Source organism: Streptomyces sp. BF23-19 (assembly GCF_041106355.1).
Lineage (GTDB): Bacteria > Actinomycetota > Actinomycetes > Streptomycetales > Streptomycetaceae > Streptomyces > Streptomyces virginiae_A.
The window spans coordinates 20,734-38,724 of sequence record NZ_JBGBPT010000019.1; the positions used below are offsets into that span (position 1 = coordinate 20,734).

At 71.9% G+C, this 17,991-nt stretch carries 13 protein-coding genes; 6 read left to right on the top strand and 7 right to left on the bottom strand.

What is annotated here, in order from left to right; translation table 11 throughout:
* Positions 1-88: 88 nt before the first annotated feature.
* The 6 genes from AB8A24_RS13545 to AB8A24_RS13570 all read right to left on the bottom strand — a co-directional run bounded on the left by AB8A24_RS13545 (position 89) and on the right by AB8A24_RS13570 (position 4,377).
* On the bottom strand, positions 89-739 hold the full coding sequence (locus AB8A24_RS13545) for a hypothetical protein (RefSeq protein WP_328960552.1): 651 nt from the start codon (positions 737-739) through the stop codon (positions 89-91).
* Positions 736-1,173 carry a DUF6114 domain-containing protein gene (locus tag AB8A24_RS13550; RefSeq protein ID WP_266481092.1) on the bottom strand — a complete coding sequence of 146 codons (438 nt, stop codon included), beginning with the start codon at positions 1,171-1,173 and terminating at the stop codon, positions 736-738. Before AB8A24_RS13550 ends, AB8A24_RS13545 begins: the two co-directional genes overlap by 4 nt.
* Positions 1,164-1,796, bottom strand: coding sequence for a DUF6230 family protein (locus AB8A24_RS13555; protein WP_369475771.1), 633 nt, complete (start codon positions 1,794-1,796; stop codon positions 1,164-1,166). The genes AB8A24_RS13550 and AB8A24_RS13555 overlap by 10 nt, the downstream gene beginning before the upstream one ends.
* A 107-nt stretch (positions 1,797-1,903) precedes the next feature.
* On the bottom strand, positions 1,904-2,731 hold the full coding sequence (locus AB8A24_RS13560) for a MerR family transcriptional regulator (RefSeq protein WP_369475773.1): 828 nt from the start codon (positions 2,729-2,731) through the stop codon (positions 1,904-1,906).
* Positions 2,732-2,759: 28 nt separating this feature from the next.
* Positions 2,760-3,965 (bottom strand): methyltransferase, encoded by a 1,206-nt coding sequence (locus AB8A24_RS13565; RefSeq protein ID WP_369475775.1) that lies wholly within the window; start codon positions 3,963-3,965, stop codon positions 2,760-2,762.
* A gap of 61 nt (positions 3,966-4,026) precedes the next feature.
* On the bottom strand, positions 4,027-4,377 hold the full coding sequence (locus AB8A24_RS13570; RefSeq protein WP_328960548.1) for a tetratricopeptide repeat protein: 351 nt from the start codon (positions 4,375-4,377) through the stop codon (positions 4,027-4,029).
* A 105-nt stretch (positions 4,378-4,482) separates the two neighbouring features.
* On the opposite strand from AB8A24_RS13570, the gene AB8A24_RS13575 reads away from it, so the two are divergent.
* Positions 4,483-5,448 carry a pirin family protein gene (locus tag AB8A24_RS13575; protein WP_328960547.1) on the top strand — a complete coding sequence of 322 codons (966 nt, stop codon included), beginning with the start codon at positions 4,483-4,485 and terminating at the stop codon, positions 5,446-5,448.
* Positions 5,449-6,001: 553 nt separating this feature from the next.
* On the opposite strand, the gene AB8A24_RS13580 is transcribed toward AB8A24_RS13575, so the two are convergent.
* Complete coding sequence (locus AB8A24_RS13580; RefSeq protein ID WP_328960546.1) at positions 6,002-6,895, bottom strand: SDR family oxidoreductase; 894 nt, start codon at positions 6,893-6,895, stop codon at positions 6,002-6,004.
* Positions 6,896-7,222: 327 nt separating this feature from the next.
* Between AB8A24_RS13580 and AB8A24_RS13585 the strand changes: the two genes are divergently transcribed.
* The 5 genes from AB8A24_RS13585 to AB8A24_RS13605 all read left to right on the top strand — a co-directional run.
* Positions 7,223-7,774 carry an EF-hand domain-containing protein gene (locus AB8A24_RS13585; protein ID WP_328764347.1) on the top strand — a complete coding sequence of 184 codons (552 nt, stop codon included), beginning with the start codon at positions 7,223-7,225 and terminating at the stop codon, positions 7,772-7,774.
* 362 nt (positions 7,775-8,136) lie between these two features.
* Positions 8,137-8,961 carry a methyltransferase domain-containing protein gene (locus AB8A24_RS13590; protein ID WP_328764348.1) on the top strand — a complete coding sequence of 275 codons (825 nt, stop codon included), beginning with the start codon at positions 8,137-8,139 and terminating at the stop codon, positions 8,959-8,961.
* A gap of 84 nt (positions 8,962-9,045) precedes the next feature.
* On the top strand, positions 9,046-10,308 hold the full coding sequence (locus tag AB8A24_RS13595) for a cytochrome P450 (RefSeq protein ID WP_328764349.1): 1,263 nt from the start codon (positions 9,046-9,048) through the stop codon (positions 10,306-10,308).
* A gap of 26 nt (positions 10,309-10,334) precedes the next feature.
* Positions 10,335-17,549 carry an amino acid adenylation domain-containing protein gene (locus AB8A24_RS13600; protein WP_369475778.1) on the top strand — a complete coding sequence of 2,405 codons (7,215 nt, stop codon included), beginning with the start codon at positions 10,335-10,337 and terminating at the stop codon, positions 17,547-17,549.
* 4 nt (positions 17,550-17,553) lie between these two features.
* Positions 17,554-17,991, top strand: a 438-nt coding sequence (locus tag AB8A24_RS13605; RefSeq protein WP_369475780.1) for an NAD-binding protein, incomplete at its 3' end; no start/stop codon positions are given.

Below are 17,991 nucleotides of genomic sequence, written 5' to 3' on the forward strand. Positions count from 1 at the left end.
ATGAGGTGCGCGACGGCCCGTCCGCCCCCGGAACGCTCCGGGAACGGAGGGGCCGGGGGTCGATCGGGCCCGGGGTCGATCGGGTGGGTCAGGGACCGACGGTGATCTGCTGCCCCGGGTCGGTCGTGTCGGTCACCTTGTAGACCGCGTTGAAGAGGGACGTGGTCGCGCTCGTCGGGCAGCCGAACCCGCCGGTGACCGTGACCGGTACGGGGACGTTCGTGAAGGTCAGGGTCGACGGAGTCCCGTTCGCCCAGGTACCGCCGGCGTTCGCCGGAGCGGTGGGGGCGGCGGTGACCGTACAGGAGGCGAGCCCGCTCGTCTGGACCACCAGACCGCCGACCGGCAGGCCCATGGTGGCGGTGACCGGGGCGCCGTTCTGCATCGACACCGACCAGGCGCCGCTGGTGGTGACCGTGGGCGTCACTCCCCACATGCTGGACGTGCACGAGCTGTACGTGGGCGCCGAGATCGGCGAGGACACCGGCCCGGCCGGGTTGCTGTTGCCGGGCGCTCCCGGCACGCTGCCGGTGGCGACGGAGACCGTACAGGTGATGGTGACCGAACCGGCCTTGAAGGTGGCCTTCCCGCTGAGGGTGGCCTGGAACGCGTGCCCGGCCGGGGTGACGGTGGTCGACCCGGCCTGCGGTAAGGGGGCGGCGGAGGCGGTGACCGAGGCGAGCGTGATGGCTCCGGCGACTGCCGTCCCGAGGGCGAGCGCGGTGCGCGTACGGCTCATGGCTGTGCTCCTTGGGGATCGTGGTGCGGGGTGGGGGGAGGGGGTGCGGCCACGGCGGACTCCGCCTTCCCGGCACCGCGGGCGGCGTACGGCTGCCAGGCGAACATCAGGCCGCCGCCGAGGATGCCGAGGAGCGTGCCGATCAGGAACCCGCCGAGGTTCGACAGGACCAGAGCGGCGGTGGCGATCAGGGTGGTGAGGACACCCGCGAGGGAACGCTGTGGGGGAGCGAACCAGGCGGTGAGCCCGAGCACGATCATCACGATGCCCATCAGGACGGACGGGATCCCCGCCACCCCCTGCTGGAGCATGATCTTCAGCGGTGCCAGCGGCAGGACACAGATCCATGACCCGGCCAGGATCGCGAACAGCCCGCCCCAGAAAGGTCTGCTGCGCCGCCACCGCTGCCAGCGCCGCCGTAGGTTCAGAAGCATTCCTTCTTGCCCTTGCTGATGTTCATGCTGAGCCCGGAGAGCTTGAAGGTGCCGGCGTTCGTCGCCCACGCCGTCTGCTGGAGGCCGGTGATGCTGACCGTGTCGGCCTGTTGGGCGAAGAGGTCCTGCATCCCCTGGGCCTCGGCCGGACCCTTGTCGAGGGTGGACGCGTCGCGCCCGATCTCGATGTTGCTGAAGACGGCGTCGCCCGAGAGCTGGGTGGCGTCGACGAAGAGGTTGCTCGCCTCGACCGGGGACTTGTCCCCGGCGGTGAGGTTGAGCGAGATGTCCCCGATCACCGGGAGCGAGGTGACCACGGACTGGCAGAGGCTGTGGAGCTTGGCCTCCCGGATGGCGGTGACGGCCACCGGGATGAGTTCCTGGCGGGCGTTGACGTCCACGCTGCCGTACTGGGCGAAGCCCTCGCCCTCCAGGCTGCTCGCCGACACCTTGAACTGCTGTCCCGACACGGCGAACGAGGCGGCGAGCACGCCCTGGGCGAGGGCGATGCCGAGGCCGGCGGTCACGGCGACGGCGGGGACGGTCAGGACGGCGAACCGGCGCCAGCGGACGCGGCCGGAAGCATCGTCGGACGGGTCGGATAAATGGGGAGAACCGGTCATGAGAACGTCCCTTATTTCGGCTGTGCACCGTTGTTACCGACGAGTTGAATGTAAGAGTGCCAATGGGGGTTGGCAAGGTTGTGCGAGTGCACCCTTTGAGCCGACTCCTACTGCTCCGTACGCAGGAGTTCGGCGACCTCCGCATCCACCCGCCGGGCCATCGCCCGCGCGAACTCCGAGGTCAGCACCTCGCCGGCGACGGGCCGCAGGGCAGTCACCGCGGCCGTGATGTGTTGAAGTTGCGTGGCCGAAAGCCGTTCCAGGCCCTCCAGGCCTTCCGGGCCCGCCGCGTCGATCACGTAGCGCCGGAACAGCCCCACGAACCGGTCCGCGACCGCCGCGGCCTGCACCTGTACGAACTCCCCGGCATCCAGGATCTCCGCGAGCGGCACGCCCTGCCGCACCAGCGTCAGCGTGGCCTCCAGCAACCGGCGGTTCGGGTAGGTGACCAGGTCCCCGTCGATCGTCACGTAGCCGAGCTCGGCCGCCCGCCGGGTGTCCTCGGCGGTCGCGGTCGGGCCGAACAGCTCCCGCAACTCGCGCCGGGACAGCGTCACCGGCTCCTCCTGGAGCCAGTCGCGGGTCATCTCCCGTTCCAGGCCCAGCAGTTGGGCCAGGCCGCCACCTTCCTCCCACGCCTGGAGCAGCTCGGCGATGCCGTTGACCGTGTAGCCGCGGCCCAGCAGGTCGCTGATCAGGCGCAGCCGGGTCAGGTGGTCGTCGGAGTACCAGGCGATCCGGCCCTCACGGCGCGGCGGGGGCAGCAGCCCGCGCTCCTGGTAGTAGCGCAGGTTGCGCACCTTGACGCCGGCAGCCCGGGCCACGTCCTCGCGGCGGTAGCGCCCGCCACCGCCGCCCGTGCCACCGTCGCCCGTGCCGCGGTCGCCCGTGCCGCCGCTTCCGCCGCCGTTCCCGTTCTCCACCTGGCTGCTCACGCGCCAGAGTGTAGGACGTACCGGCAGGTCACATGGCCCGCGGACGATCCTGCTTGACCGCGCGCAGGACCACGAACTTCGGCTCGCTCGCGACGACTTCGCTGTTGCCGAAGAGCCGGCGCAGGTGGGTGTGGTAGCCCATGTGCCGGTTGGCGACGATCCACAGTTCGCCGCCCGGGCGCAGCACCTTGCGCGACTGCGCGAACATCCGCAGCGCCGTCGCGTCCGTCGTGGCCTGGTGGGAGTGGAAGGGCGGGTTGCTCAGCACCAGGTCGACGGAGCCGGGGGAGAGCATCGCGACACCGTCGCCGACGTGGAACTCGGCGGTGCGCCGGCCCTCGCGGATGTTCGCCCGGTAGGTCTCCCGCGCCGAGGCGACCGCCTGGTAGGACTCGTCGGTGAACACGACCTCCGCGTCCGGGTCGTGGGCCTGGACGGCCGTGCCGACGACGCCGTTGCCGCAGCCCAGGTCCACGACCCGGGCACCGTCGGTGTTGGTCGGCAGGTTCTGCAGGAAGAAGCGGGTGCCGACGTCGAGCCGGTCGGCGCAGAAGATCCCGGCGTGGTTGACGACGGACAGGCCGGAGGCGGATCCGGCGTCCTCGTCCACCGTGTACGTCAGCGGCCACGGTCCGGCGGAGGTGGGGCGGGTCGCCCCGGGGGTGCCCGGCGTGCAGAAGATCAGCCGCGCCTTCTTCTCCGCGAGCGAGGTCTTCGTCGGGCCGAGGATCTTCTCGAAGAGGCGCAGCGTGGAGGTGTGGATCTCCTTGACCATGCCGGTGCCGACGACGACGGTGCCCGCGTGGACGTGCGGCGCCAGCCGGTACAGCTGGTCCTCCAGCAGCGCCAGGCTCTTGGGCACGCGCACCAGCAGGACGTCGATCCGCTCGGGCGGCGGGTCCTGGCTGGTCAGCAGGGTCACCGTCGACTTGGCCGTCCCGATGCCGGCCCGGTCCAGGTTCGCGGCGGTGGCGGCGCGGGTCAGGGCGGAGTCGGTGATCTGCGTCGGGCGGTGCGTGGCGAGCGCCGTCGTCAGCGTCCCCCAGCGGTCCCCGAGCACGGTGATCCGGCCGGCGGCGCCGGCCAGGTCCACCGGTCCCCGCTCACCGGTACCGGAGTCGAGGTGGCGCAGCAGGTACTCGTCCGCGGCGTCCCAGGCACGGAGCCGGTCGCGCGGGTCCTCGGGGAAGCGGGTGAGCTCGTAGGAGCCGAAGGGTGTGGTGAGGCGGTTCATATGGGCCCCAGGCTATCCGAGCCGGAGGCCCGACCCCGCATGCGCGGGGCCGAGCGGCGCGCTACTCGGGGAACTCGCCCGCCATGGCGGCCGCCATCCGCAGGTACGGACGAGCCTCGGTGGCCCGGCCCAGCCGCTCCAGGGTGCGACCGAGCATCAGCTGTGCGTAGTCCTCGACCGGCCAGCGCTCCAGGATGGCGCGCAGCTCGCGCTCGGCGCGGGAGAGCTGGGCGGAGTGGTAGTAGGCGCGGGCCAGCAGCAGCCGGGGCGCCAGTTGCTCGTGGGCCTCGCCCGCCAGCGTCTCCAGGATGCGGGCGGCCGTCGCGTACTCCTTCGCGTCGAAGAAGAGCTGGGCGCGCGCCCAGCGCTCGGCTGCCGTCCCGTGCTCGAAGTACGTCGTCGGCGCGTTCATCGCGTCCCTTCCGCCGTTCAGGTGGTCTGTCCGCTGCCTCCAACACGCCTTGGTCGTGGAACATTCCGCTCTCCGTCGCCACCTCCCCGGGGCTAGGTTGTCCACATGAGCAATCTCGATCGCCAGCCCGCTCTATCCGCCTGCGGCGGCCGCGGCTTCGTCGTGGCCGAACCGGTGCGCGAGCTCCTCAGCCCGCGCACGGTCAAGCTCGGGGAGTCCACCGAGGTCCGCCGACTCCTGCCGAACCTGGGGCGCCGCATGGTGGGCGCCTGGTGCTTCGTGGACCACTACGGCCCGGACGACATCGCCGACGAGCCCGGCATGCAGGTCGCACCGCACCCGCACTCCGGGCTCCAGACGGTGAGCTGGCTGCACGAGGGAGAGGTGCTGCACCGCGACAGCGTGGGCAGCCTGGAGACGATCCGCCCCCGGGAACTGGGCCTGATGACCTCCGGCCGCGGCATCAGCCACTCGGAGGAGAGCCCGCGCCCGCACGCCCGCTTCCTGCACGGCGCCCAACTGTGGGTGGCCCTGCCGGACGCCCACCGCGACGTGGAACCGCACTTCCAGCACCACGCCGACCTCCCGACGGTCACGGCCCCGGGTCTGACGGCGACGGTCATCCTGGGCACCCTGGACACGGCAACCTCGCCGGGCACGGCGTACAGCCCGATCGTGGGCGCGGACCTGACCCTGGCGGCGGGCACGGAATCCCGCCTCCCGCTGGACCCGGACTTCGAGTACGCGGTCCTGTCGATGTCGGGTGAGACCCACGTGGACGGCGTCCCGGTCCTCCCGGGCTCGATGCTTTACCTCGGCTGCGGCCGCACGGAACTCCCCCTGCGGGCAGCCTCGGACGCGAGCCTGATGCTCCTGGGCGGCGAGCCGTTCGAAGAGGAGATCGTGATGTTCTGGAACTGGATCGGACGGTCACACCATGATATCGCGCAGGCCCGCGAAGACTGGATGAACGGGACGCGATTCGGTGAGGTGAAGGGCTACGACGGCCCTCCGATTCCGTCCCCCGAACTGCCGCCTACTCACCTGAAGCCCAGAGGAAGAGTGCGTTGACCTGCCAATTCATTCCGCCCCCGGCCGGGCGCAGCGCGCGCGGCACCCTTTCCGCTTCTTGTTGCCGAAGGGGGGGCGTCGGACATTGTCCGACGGCCTTCGGGGTGAGCCATCGAGTCTCAGGTGTTGCAGGCTGTAATCAGCTCTGGTTGGGCGAATGCTGACCTTTTGCTGACTTTACTGACGAGTAGTTAGATCGACCCTCGGACACTGGAGCCCGCGCGCTGCGCTATGACTTGCGGGTCAAGGGGTCCAGGCGAACGGACGGACGACGGCGCCGACTGCTTCCGTTCGGGACCCCTTCAGGCCTCTACGCAAGCCGATCTCAGGATTCGGATTCATCGACCTGCCCAGAAGGAGCGGGCTCGAATCCGTGCCGGGTTGAGCCGCGTACTGCTTCGGAGTGCTGGTCGGCCTGGGGCGGCGGTGCATCCGTTCCCGCTCGTGCGGCGTGGTGTCAGGCCATCCGCTCACGCATCGCGTGCGCACCAGAGGAGAACGAGGTGGCCGCCGGGCCCTCTCATGCGGTGGGGTGGGTGGCGGTCGGGGGCGTTCAGTTCCTGAGACTCTTCAGGGCCGACGTCCCGCCGAAGACTCGGTCCAGGGCCCGGTCCGGCAGCAGCCTCGACAGGACCCGGCTGCCGGTGGCGTCGCGGCCGACGGTGTACCGGGTCCTCGGCCGCTCGGCGACCAGCGCGCGGAACACCACCCGGGCGACGTCGTCGACGGTCGTGCTGCTACTGCGGGCCGAGGTCTCGTTCGCCTCCATGAAGCCGAGGAACGAGTCGCGGTAGAGCTCACGGACCGGCTCGGGTGCGCCCTCCAGAGCCCGGTTGCCCGTGTCGGACATCTTGGACCAGAGGGGGGTCAGGACAGCGCCCGGCTGGATCACCACGACGGGGATGCGCTGTGGAGCGAGTTCGCGGCGCAGTGCGTCGCTGAGGGCCTCCTTGGCGAACTGAGAGGCGGCGTAGGCGCCGAGGTAGGGAAGGGCGACGTTCCCGAGGCCGGAGGACACGTTGACGATCCGCCCGGTACCGGCACGCAGCAGCGGCAGGAAGCCCTGGACCATCTGCACCTGGCCGATCACGTTGATGTCGAGCTGCCTGCGCATCTGCTCCATGGGCACGCACTCCAGCGGAGCCGTGACCGCGATGCCCGCGTTGTTGACCAGCCCCCACAGTCCGGCGCCGCCGAGCAGCCCGGTCACCTCGTCCACGGCCGCCCGGACCGACTTCTCGTCCGTCACGTCGACGATCACCGGCGTCAGCCGGCCGGCTGCCGCCGCGCGCAGCCGTTCCCCGTCCTCGGGGCGGCGGACCCCGGCGAGGGTGTGGAAGCCGACCCGGGACATGTGGAGCGCGCAGGCTTCCCCCAGGCCGGAGGAGGCCCCGGTGATCAGTACGGCCCGGCCTGCGGGCGACGTCGGACCCGACGATTTCGACACGTGTTCACTCCGGTTGATGGCATGGAGGCGGGCGGGGTCGTGCTCCGCGGGCCGGACGGCAGGGCGTTCCGCCCCCTTGCCGTCGTGGCATCGGTGGCACGGTCGGCGGCTTCGGCTTCTCGGAGCCGACGGCGTCCGGCGACAGTGCGCGGCGCCCCGCTTCCGTGGGCGGGACTTCAGTATGTGCGTCGGTCCGTGCCGAACGCACTCCTACGGGTGGCCCGGCTGGGCCGAAGGAGTGGAAGGGGGGGATGGGCACTTTTGTGCGGGATGTCCCTCGCGCAAGGGTGCTCGCGTACATCCCCCCTTTCTCCCCAAGGAGGACACGTGACCGCCGCAGTACAGGACATCATCACCACCAAGCTCGAGCGCACCTTCGACACCATGGACGCCAACAACGACGGCTACCTGGACTGGTCGGACTACCAGAAGCTCGCCGACCGCTACATCCAGGCGTACAAGCTCGACAAGAACGACCGCCGATCCAGGGCTCTGCAGACCTTCTGCCAGATCTACTGGCTGGAGCTGCTGCGCCACGCGGGCGTGGACGGCGACCGGCTGACGAAGGACCAGTTCGTCATCGCCAACCGCCTCGCCGTCGTCGACACCAGCCGCCTCAACGTCACCGAGGGCGGCGGCCACGCCATCTTCGACGTCATCGACGTCGACGGCGACAACGAGATCAGCAAGGACGAGTTCAAGCGCTTCCTGCGGGACGTGTGGAAGAGCGAAGCCCCTGACGCGATGGACATGTTCACGAAGCTGGACACCGACGGTGACGGCGCGATCTCGCGCCACGAGTTCATCCGCGCCGTCCGTGAGCACTTCCTGTCGAACGACCCGGAGGCGCCGGGCAGCCTGTTCTTCGGGCGCGTCTGAGTGGATCCGGTCGGCCCGTACGGGCTGACGGCGTGAACACGCTCACCGCACCCACTCCGCCGGGCACGGCCTCGCGCCCCCTCCGGGGGGTGACGGACGTGCCCGGCGGCCGCGTGTGCCGGGAGCGCGCCCCCGCCGACCGACGGCGTTCCCCCACAGATCCGTCCGCCGCTCCGCCGTCGTCCGTTCCGCCGGACAGGTGAGATCCGTGTCCCCCAAACGGTGAAACCGCAGCTCGTTCGCCCCGTTCGGGCCGGCGCGCTTGGCACCATCGACACGCTCCCGGAGGCCCGGTCGCACAGGCCGACCGGGCCCCTTCTTCGCCACAGCGCGTGGCTCGACCAACCGTGAAAGGCTCCCTCATGCTGACGCAGAACCGCCATACGTCCGGCGACGTGGGGACCTTCTACGACCGTCACACGGACGTGTACGACCACGCCCTCGGCGGCAACATCCACGTCGGCTACTGGGAGGACGACGCGGACGACAGCTCCATGCGGGAGGCGACCGACCGGTTGACGGACCTCGTCACCGAACGCCTCGCTCCGACCGAGCGGCACCACCTGCTCGACGTGGGCTGCGGCCACGGCAGCACCGCGGCGCGCATCGTCGCCCGTCACGCCGTGGAGATCACCGGCATCAGCGTCAGCGACTACCAGGTGGACCTGGCCAACAGCCGTCCCCTGTCCCCGGACCTCCCCGGGCGAGCCACGTTCCGGCTGGCCGACGCCATGGAGAACCCCTTCGAAGACAAGACCTTCGACGGCGCGTACGCCATCGAGTCCCTGATGCACATGAAGGACAAGAAGGCGGCCCTCGGGCACATCGCGCGGGTCCTGCGCCCCGGCGGCCGGCTGGTCATCGCCGAGCACAGCCTCGCGGGCGAGCTCACCGGGCCGGACGCGGCCCGCATGGCCGACGCGTACGCGTACTTCAAGTTCTCGCTGACCACTGACATGTACGGCGAGCTGCTGCGCGAGGCCGGTCTTGAGGTGGTGGACCACACCGATATCACCGAGAACGTCCGGCGTTGCTACGGCAGCATGATCAGCGGCTGGCGGAACGCAGCGGACAACTCCAGCGGCGAGACGTCGCGCGAATGGGCGGCGGCGGCCGACCTGGGCCACTGGTTCTTCTTCGAGGTCGCGGAGCTCCGCTACGGGCTGTTGACCGCGGTCCGCCCCTGAGAACCGGTCTACCGCCGTCCATCGCCGGACACCGAGCACCGCCGTTCGTCGCCGAGACTCCTACCGCCGCCGAGGTCGTCCGCCATGCCCTCCCCGCCCTCCCGCGACCGCTGCCCCTACCGCCTGGACGGCAGCGCCGCGGACATCCACGGCGAAGCCGGGGCGCTGCGCGCGCTGGGTCCGGCCGCCCGGGTCGAACTGCCCGGCGGCGTAACGGCCTGGTCGGTGACCGACCCGGGACTCGTCCGGCGATTACTGGTCCACCCCCGGGTCTCCAAGGACGCCCACCAGCACTGGCCCGCTTTCGTCGACGGCGCCCTCCCCGCCGACTGGCCCCTGCGGATCTGGGTCGACATCCGCACCGTCCAGACCGCGTACGGGCCCGACCACACCCGGTTGCGCCACCCTCTGGTGCCGGCGTTCGGCGCCCGCCGCGTGCGGGCGCTCGCCCCGTGGATCGAGGAGACCACCGCCGTACTCCTCGACGACCTCGCACGGGAGGCGGCCCTCGCTCCCGACGGGGTCGTGGACCTGCGGAAGTGGTTCGCCACGCAGTTGCCGTGGCGGACGGTCACCACGCTGGTCGGACTGCCGGAATCCATGCACGACGGTTTCCAGGCCGTCAACGACATGGTTTTCACCACCGACCTGAGCGCGGAGCAGGCGAGTGACACCGAGGCGGAGGCCGCGCGGCTCCTCGCGAAGCTGATCGTGCTCAAGTCCGAACGGCCCGGCGACGACATCGCCACCGCACTGGTCGACGCGCACCGCGAGGGCCTGCTCGACGAGCGGGAGGTGGGCGACAACATCTGGATGGTGCTCGGCGCCGGTTACGGGACCACGGCGAACCTGCTCGACCACGCCGTGGTCAACCTGCTCACCCACCCGGAACAGCTGGCCCTGGCCGTGTCGGGCCGGGTCGGCTGGGACCGGGTCGTGGAGGAGACGCTGCGCCACCAAGCCCCGGTGGCAAGCTTCATGATGCGCTTCCCCACCGAGGACCTCCACGACGAACCGACGGGGCTGACGTTCGAGCGGGGCGACGCCCTCGTCATCAACTACGCTGCCGTCGGCCGCGATCCCGGAGTCCACGGCCAAGGGGCCGACCTCTTCGACGTCACCCGCCCCAATGTCCGCGATCACCTGGCCTTCAGCCACGGCCCCACCTACTGCCTGGGCGCCGAACTCGCCCGCCTGGAAGGCCGCATCGCACTGTCCGCGCTCTTCTCCCGGTTCCCCGGCCTCGGACTGGCCGTCGGTTCCGACCGCCTTGCCCCGTTGCCCTCCCTCATCTTCAACGGCCACCGGGAGATCCCGGTACGGCTCGAAGGAAACCTCCACAGTTGAGCACTCACCACGGATCACCACACCCGTTGACGTCGTACCAGCGAGACATCTGGTCCGCAGGATCCCGAACGCCGGAATCACCGCAGTTCAACTGCGTGCTCCACGAACGCCTGCACGGCGGCGTCGACCACCGCAGGCTCGCCGCCTGCGCGGAACGCGTGCTGCACCGGCACGAGACGTTCCGGTTGCGGTTCGCAGACAGCGTCGGCGTCCCCTTCCAGCGTGTGGCACCGGAGGCGGTCCGGGTCGCCGTGGTCGACCTCTCGGACGCGCCCGAACCGGACACCGCCCGCGCCGACTGGATGCGGGCGTCGATGGGGCGCGCCCTGCCCATGGACGGCGGCCCCCTGACCGAGGCCACGGTCCTCCTGGAGGGCGCGGACGTCACGCACCTGCACGTCAAGGCGCACCACATCGTCGCCGACGGCTGGACCCTCGACCGGCTGGGCCACGAGATCCTCCGGGAGTACGCCGATGCTCCGCAGGTCGGCGGCGCCCCGGAGGGCGACCGGCGGGAGAGCGACGGGGAAGCCCCTTCCTACCTGGCGTTCGTCGAGGAGGACGCCGCCTACCTCGCGGGGCCCGACGGCGACCGCGACCGCGCCTTCCACCGGGGGTACCTCGCGGGCGTGACACCCGCGCTGTTCACCCGTACGACGGGCGACGGCCCGCGCGAGCGGGGGCGCCACTCGTTCGTCGTCGACGGCGCCCTCGTCGATCGCATCCGCGCCGTGGGCCACTGGCCTTCCACCTACGTCGCGGCCATGCTCGGCGTGTGGCTGACGCGCCTGCACCGCAGCGGGGAAGTGGTGCTGGGCGTCCCCTTCCTCAACCGCCCGACGAAGCGGCACAGGGACGTCCTCGGCCAGTTCGCCAACACCCTTCCGCTGCGGATCACGGCCTCCGGTGGGCTGACCGTCCGGGAACTCCTCGCCGAAGTCCAGGACACGACCCGTCGGCTCCGGCGCCACGAACGGCTTCCGCTCGGCGAGGTCCTGCGCGAGACGTCTTCGACGGCCGGGGACCCGCGGCAGCTCTTCGACGTGACGCTCTCCTCGGTGAACTGGTCCCGGCCTGACGTCCCGGGGATCGTCCGACGCAGCGCCCTGATGGCTCCCTCGCACGACCAGGCCGCGCTGGGCGTCCTGGTCTCCGCCTTCGACGACACCGCCGACATCCGCGTCGACCTGGACTACGCCCGAGACGTCTTCGACGAGGACCTCCCCGTCACCGCCGTGGCCGGCCAGCTCAGGACACTCTTGGAGCACGGTGTGGAGCTACTGGACCGGCCGCTCCGCGATGTCTCCATGCTGACGCCGGAAGAGCACCGGGACCTCACCGCCGGACGCGCGCACGGTCCCCGGGTCCCTTACGCGGACCGGGCGACCGTGCACGGGCTGTTCGAGGCCCGGGCAGCCGCCCAGCCGGAACGGACCGCCGTGGTCACGGCGTCCGGCGGGACGCTGAGCTACGCCGAGCTCGACGAGCGGGCCAACCGCATCGCCCGCGCCCTGCGGGCGGACGGCGTCGGCCCGGACGACCGCGTCGCGGTGATGATGAAGCGGGGACCGCGGCTGCCGGTCGCGCTGCTCGGCATCCTGAAGGCCGGCGGCGCCTACGTACCCGTGGACCCCGACCATCCGGCTGAGCGGGTGGACTTCCTGCTGCGCGACAGCCGCGCCAAGCTGGTGATCGTCGACGGCGCGCCCACCGTCCTCCCCTCAGAAGTGCCGGCCCGGCGGATCGACGACCTGATGACCGGCAACGGGGCTCCGGTCGAGCAGGTCGCCACCTCCCGGAACCTCGCCTACGTCATCTACACCTCCGGCTCCACCGGGCACCCCAAGGGCGTCATGGTCGAACATCACAGCGTGGTCAACCGCCTCGCGTGGATGCAGCGCCGCTACCCGCTCGGAGAAGGGGACGTGCTCCTGCAGAAGACGCCGGCCTCCTTCGACGTCTCCGTGTGGGAGCTGTTCTGGTGGGCCGTCGAGGGCGCGACCGTGGCCCTGCTTCCGCCCGGCGGGCAGCGAGACCCGCGCGAGGTACTCCGGGCGGTCCGCGAGCACCGGGTCACCGCCGTGCACTTCGTCCCCTCGATGCTCGGCCCGTTCCTCGACCTGCTGGAGGAGTCAGGGGAGGCACGGCGGGGCATCGCGTCCCTGCGGTACGTCCACTGCAGCGGCGAGGCCCTGCCCCGGGAGCAGGTCGAACGGTTCAACCGCCTCGCCGACCGGTGCCGCCGCGAGAGCGGCACCGAGCGGCCGGCGCAGCTCGTGAACCTGTACGGCCCGACCGAGGCGACGGTCGACGTCTCGTCGTACGACTGCCCGACCGACCCCACCCTCGCCGTCGCACGGGTCCCGATCGGCCGGCCGATCGACAACACCAGGCTGTACGTGCTGGGCGCCGACGACCTGCCGCAACCCGTCGGCGTCGCCGGCGAGCTGTGCATCGGCGGAGTCGGCGTCGCCCGGGGCTACCTCGACCGCCCGGAGCTGACCGCCGAGAAGTTCGGCGACGACCCGTTCATGCCGGGCGGCCGCCTCTACCGCAGCGGGGACCTGGCCCGGTGGCTCGCGGACGGCACCCTGGAGTACCTCGGGCGGATCGACGACCAGGTCAAGGTCCGAGGGCAGCGCGTCGAGCCCGGCGAGGTGGCGGCCGCCCTGCGCGCGGTCCCCGGGGTACGCGACGCCGTCGTGGTGGGCCGTGCCACCGCCGACCGGGGAACCGTCCTGGCCGGCTACTACGTCGCCGAGACCGCGACCGACATCGATGCGGCGCTGCTGCGCGAGCGGCTCGGACGCACGCTGCCGGCGTTCATGGTCCCGGCGTCCTTCACCCGGATCGACGTGATCCCGCTGTCCCCCAACGGCAAGGCCGACCGCCGCGCGCTGCCCCCGCCGGACGACACCGCCGGGACCGCCGGAGCCTCCGGGGGCGGGCAGCCGCGCGACCGCACCGAAGCGGTTCTCGCCGAGGTCTGGGCCCGCGTCCTGGGCCACGACATGGTGGGGGTGCATGACGACTACTTCGCCCTCGGCGGCGACTCGATCACCATGCTCAGGGTCCGCGCCGAAGCGGAGGCCCGAGGACTGCGCCTCTCGCTCACCGACATCTTGCGGAACCCGACGGTGGCGGGCCTCGCCCCGTACGCCGAGGAATGCGACGCGTCCGGCGCCGAGACCGGCCCGGCCCCGTTCGCCCTCGTGGCCGACGTGGACCGGGCCCGGCTCCGGGACGCCGAGGACGCCCACCCGCTGACCCGGCTCCAGCTCGGCCTGCTGTACCACAGCCGACGGCACGAGTCCTCGGCCAGGTACCTGGACGTCTTTCGGTACACCCTGGAGATGCCGTGGGACGAGGAGGAGTTCCGCCGAGCCTTCGACCAGCTGACGGCCCGGCACGCGGCGCTTCGGTCGGCGTTCGACCTGAACGGCGCCGAACCGCTGCAGGTCGTCCTGCCCCGGGTGCACGGTGGCTTGGAGATCGCCGACCTGCGTCCGCTGGACGACGCGGCGGCCGAGGCCGAGGTGGCCGCGCACGTCGAGGAACGCCGCCGCCATCCGTACACCTTCGACCGGCCGCCGCTGTACCTGTTCCGCGCCCACGTACGGGCCACCGCCGTCGACCTCGTCCTCAGCTTCCACCACGCGCTCCTCGACGGCGGCAGCGTCGCCACCCTGCTCCAGGAGCTGCTCCAGGACTACGCGCACGGCCTCGGCCTGGACACCGGCCCCGTGGAAGGAGCGGCACCCCCCTCACCGGCGGCCCACGTGCGGCTGGAGCGGGCAGCCCTGCGTTCGGCGGAGTCCCGGCGGTACTGGCGCGAGAAGCTGGCCGGCTGCGAGCCCCTGCCGGTCGAGTCGTTCTCTCCCCACCTGCCCGGCACCGGACACCGACCGGCCTCCCGGCGGGTCGACCTGCCCGCCGCCCTCGTCGAGCAGGCGCGGAGCCTCGCGGCCGAACACGCCCTGCCCGTCAAGTCCGTGCTCTTCGCGGCACACGCCCTGACGCTGGCGGCGCTCGCCGGCACCCGTGACGTCACCACGGGTCTCATCACCCACGGCCGTCCGGAGACGGCCGGTGCGGAGCGCACCGCCGGGCTCTTCCTGAACACCGTGCCCGTACGCCTGGACACCGCGCGGGACAGCTGGCTGGAGGTGGCGCGCGCGAGCTTCCGCCAGGAACAGGAAGACCACCCCCACCGCCACTACCCGCTGAGCGCCGTCCAGGAGGACCACGGCGGCCCCGCGCTGGACACCGCCTTCAACTACGTGCACTTCCGCCAGCTCTCCCGTGTGCTCGACCTGCCCGGTCTGCGCCTCACCGCTTTCCGCACCTGGGAGGAGAACGACTTCCGCCTCCTGGTGAACGCGATCACCGAACCGGACGGCACCGGCACGTGGCTGCGGATCGACTGCGACGGGGAGACCTTCCCGGCCGAGCAGGGCGACCTCTACGCGGACTGCTACCTGCGAGTCCTACGGCGTCTGGTGGAGCACCCGGACGAAGCGCCGGACTTCGCCTTCCTCTCCCCCCGGCCCGTCCTGGCCCCTCCGGCGGAACATCCCACGGTCGTCTCCCGCTTCGCCGAACAGGCGGCCCGCACCCCGGACGCGACCGCCGTGGTGGCGGGCGGGGAACGGTGGAGCTACGCCCGGCTGGCCGAGGCCGCGCAGAACGTGGCCGGACGGCTGTACGCGCTCGGCGCGCCGGCGAACGCCCGGATCGGGGTCGCCATGAACCGGTCCCCGCTGACCATGGCGGTGCTCCTGGGAGCCATGCGCGCCGGATGCGCGGTCGTCCCGATGGACATTGGCTATCCGCCCGCCCGGCTGGCCACCATGCTGGAGCAGGCCCGACCCTTCCGCGTCGTGGCCGAGGTCGCCCACGCCCACCTCGCCGGCGACCCGGCGCTGCTACTGCCCGCCGAGTCGGTGGCCGCACCGACGCCGGACGTGCCGTCACGAGGCGTACCGGATGCACCGGCGGGGAGCGGACCGGGCGCCGAGGACACCGCGTACGTCCTGTTCACCTCCGGCTCCACCGGGACCCCCAAGGGCGTCGTCATGCCGCACCGCACCCTGGCCTCCCTGGTGGCCTGGCAGGCTGCGGCGCCCAGCGCGGTCCCCGGCGGCGTCACACTCCAGTTCGCGCCGCTGAGCTTCGACATCTCCTTCCAGGAGATCTTCTCCACCCTGTGCACAGGTGGCACCCTGTGCCTGGCCGACGACGCGCAACGGCGCGACATGCCCGCTCTGTTGCACCTGCTGGACCGCGAGCGCGTCGAGCAGGTCTTCCTCCCCCCGGTGGCCCTCCAGCAGCTCGCGGAGGCCGCGGGGGCGTTGGGCGTCACGCCGCCTGCCCTGCGGGCGGTGATCACCTGCGGCGAGCAGCTGCGCGTCACCCCGGAGATCCGCTCCTTCTGCGCCGAGCTCCCGGGCGTGGTCCTGGAGAACCACTACGGGCCTACCGAGACGCATGTGGTCACCGCGTTCACCATGACCGGAGACCCCACCGCCTTCCCCGCGCTGCCGCCGATCGGCCGCGCCCTCGACGGAGCCGAGGTGCACGTCCTGGACAAGCGGATGCGCCCGGTGCCGATCGGGGCGCGGGGCGACGTGTACCTGGGCGGCAACTTCCTGGCCGACGGCTACGAGGGCAGGCCGGACCTGACCAAGGAGCGATTCCTCCCGCACCCGTTCGCGGACGGGGACCACCGGCTCTACTACACGGGCGACGTCGGCATGGTCCTTCCGGGCGGCGACGTCGTCTTCCTCGGACGCGACGACGCGCAGGTGAAGGTACGCGGCTTCCGTGTGGAACCGGCCGAGGTGGAACTGGCCGTCACCGGCCTGGCGCACGGCTTTCCCGGCCTGCGCGACGCCGCGGTCGTGGCCCGCGAGCGGGCGGACGGCGAGACCTTCCTCGCCGCCTTCCTCCTCGGCGAGGGTACCGACGAGGACCTGACCGGCGTCCGCGAGGGGTTGCGCGCCGTCCTGCCCGCCCATATGGTCCCCTCGCACCTGCAGTGGGTTTCCCGGTGGCCGCTGACCCCCAGCGGCAAGCGCGACGACGCCGCGCTGCGCCGCACCCAGCTGGCCGCCGCCGGCCGCGCTCCCCGCACCGGTCCGCGTGACGCGTACGAACAGACGCTCGCCGAGCTGATGGCGGACGTGCTGGGCCTGGATGAGGTGGGGACGCACGACAGCCTTTTCGACCTCGGCGGCACCTCGCTGACCGCGATGCGGCTGGTGGTCCGGATCGAACAGCTCTACCGGGTGCACCTCCGCCTGGCCGACTTCGTCGCGACGCCCACCCCCGCCGCGCTCGCGGCACGGCTGCGCGACGGCGGCGCCAAGGCCGCGTTCGACGCCTTGGTGCCGCTCCGCCCGCAGGGCGACCGCCCGCCGCTGTTCATGGTCCACCCGATGGGCGGCACCGTGCTGTGCTACGTCGCGTTCGCCCGGTACTTCCCTGCCGACCGGCCGTTGTACGCGTTCCAGGCCGCCGGGGCCGACCCCGGCACCGCCCCGCTGGGCACCGTGGAGGAGCTCGCGGAGAGCTACCTCGCCGCCCTGCGGAGGGTGCGCCCGCACGGCCCGTACACCGTCGGCGGATGGTCGTTCGGCGGCTTCGTCGCCTTCGAGATCGCCCGCCGGCTGCGGGCGGAGGGCGAGCGGGTGACCCTGCTGGTGGTCGACACCACCGCCCTGGAACAGGGGCCGCGTTCCCCGCACGACGACGAGGCCATGCTGGCGTGGTTCTTCCACGAGCTGCTCTGGCCGCGCGACGGCGGCACGGCACCCGCCCCGACCGTTCCGGGCGGGCCGGGCTCGCCGGAGGGGAGGTTCGCGTCCATGGCCCGCGTCGCGAGTGAGCGGGGCATCCTGCCGGCCGGCAGCTCCGGTTCCGTCGTCCGCCGCCTGTTCGACGTCTACCGGGCGAACTGGCACGCGACGCTGGCCTACCGCCCCCCGCGCGAGGAGCAGGACCTCACGCTGGTCCGGGCCGCCGAGCCGCTGCCCGCCGTCCTGTCCGCCATGCACGGGGCCGCCCGCACCCGCCACCAGGACCCCTGCAACGGCTGGAGCGCCGTGACCGAGGGACGGATCCGGACGGTCCGTGTCCCCGGGGACCACCTGACCATGATGGAAGAGCCGCACGTGGCCCGGCTGGCGGACACCCTCGCCGAGCTGATCGACGACTCCGACCGCGATCACGGGGTGGGCTGACGCCATGCCATCGGGACGTCCTGCGAAAGTCCTCGTCATCGGTGCCGGCATCGGAGGTCTCACGTGCGCGGTCGCGCTCAGGCGAGTCGGCGTCGAGGTCGAGGTGTACGAACGCGCCACCGAGCTGCGGGAAGCCGGCTCCGGCCTGTCGGTCATGAGCAATGCCGTCACCGCCCTCGCCGGTCTCGGCATCGACCTGGGCCTGGACAAGCGCGGCCGGGCCGTGGAGTCGTTCAGGATCATGGACCGGCGCGGCCGGCTCATCCGGGACCTGCCGTTCGGGGAAGCCTGCGAGCAGGCGGGCGCGCGGAGCTTCTGCCTCAGCCGCGCGGACCTCCAGGAGGCCCTGCTGACGGAGGCCGGCGACTGCCCGGTCCACCTGGGGACGACCGCCACCGGCTTCGACACCACGGGCCCGGGGGTCACCGTCCGCTTCGCGGAC

Coding starts and splice junctions, on each gene's coding strand:
- AB8A24_RS13545 (WP_328960552.1), bottom strand. CDS start 739: ATGAGCCGTACGCGCACCGCGCTCGCCCTCGGGACGGCAGTCGCCGGA.
- AB8A24_RS13550 (WP_266481092.1), bottom strand. CDS start 1,173: ATGCTTCTGAACCTACGGCGGCGCTGGCAGCGGTGGCGGCGCAGCAGA.
- AB8A24_RS13555 (WP_369475771.1), bottom strand. CDS start 1,796: ATGACCGGTTCTCCCCATTTATCCGACCCGTCCGACGATGCTTCCGGC.
- AB8A24_RS13565 (WP_369475775.1), bottom strand. CDS start 3,965: ATGAACCGCCTCACCACACCCTTCGGCTCCTACGAGCTCACCCGCTTC.
- AB8A24_RS13570 (WP_328960548.1), bottom strand. CDS start 4,377: ATGAACGCGCCGACGACGTACTTCGAGCACGGGACGGCAGCCGAGCGC.
- AB8A24_RS13575 (WP_328960547.1), top strand. CDS start 4,483: ATGAGCAATCTCGATCGCCAGCCCGCTCTATCCGCCTGCGGCGGCCGC.
- AB8A24_RS13590 (WP_328764348.1), top strand. CDS start 8,137: ATGCTGACGCAGAACCGCCATACGTCCGGCGACGTGGGGACCTTCTAC.
- AB8A24_RS13595 (WP_328764349.1), top strand. CDS start 9,046: ATGCCCTCCCCGCCCTCCCGCGACCGCTGCCCCTACCGCCTGGACGGC.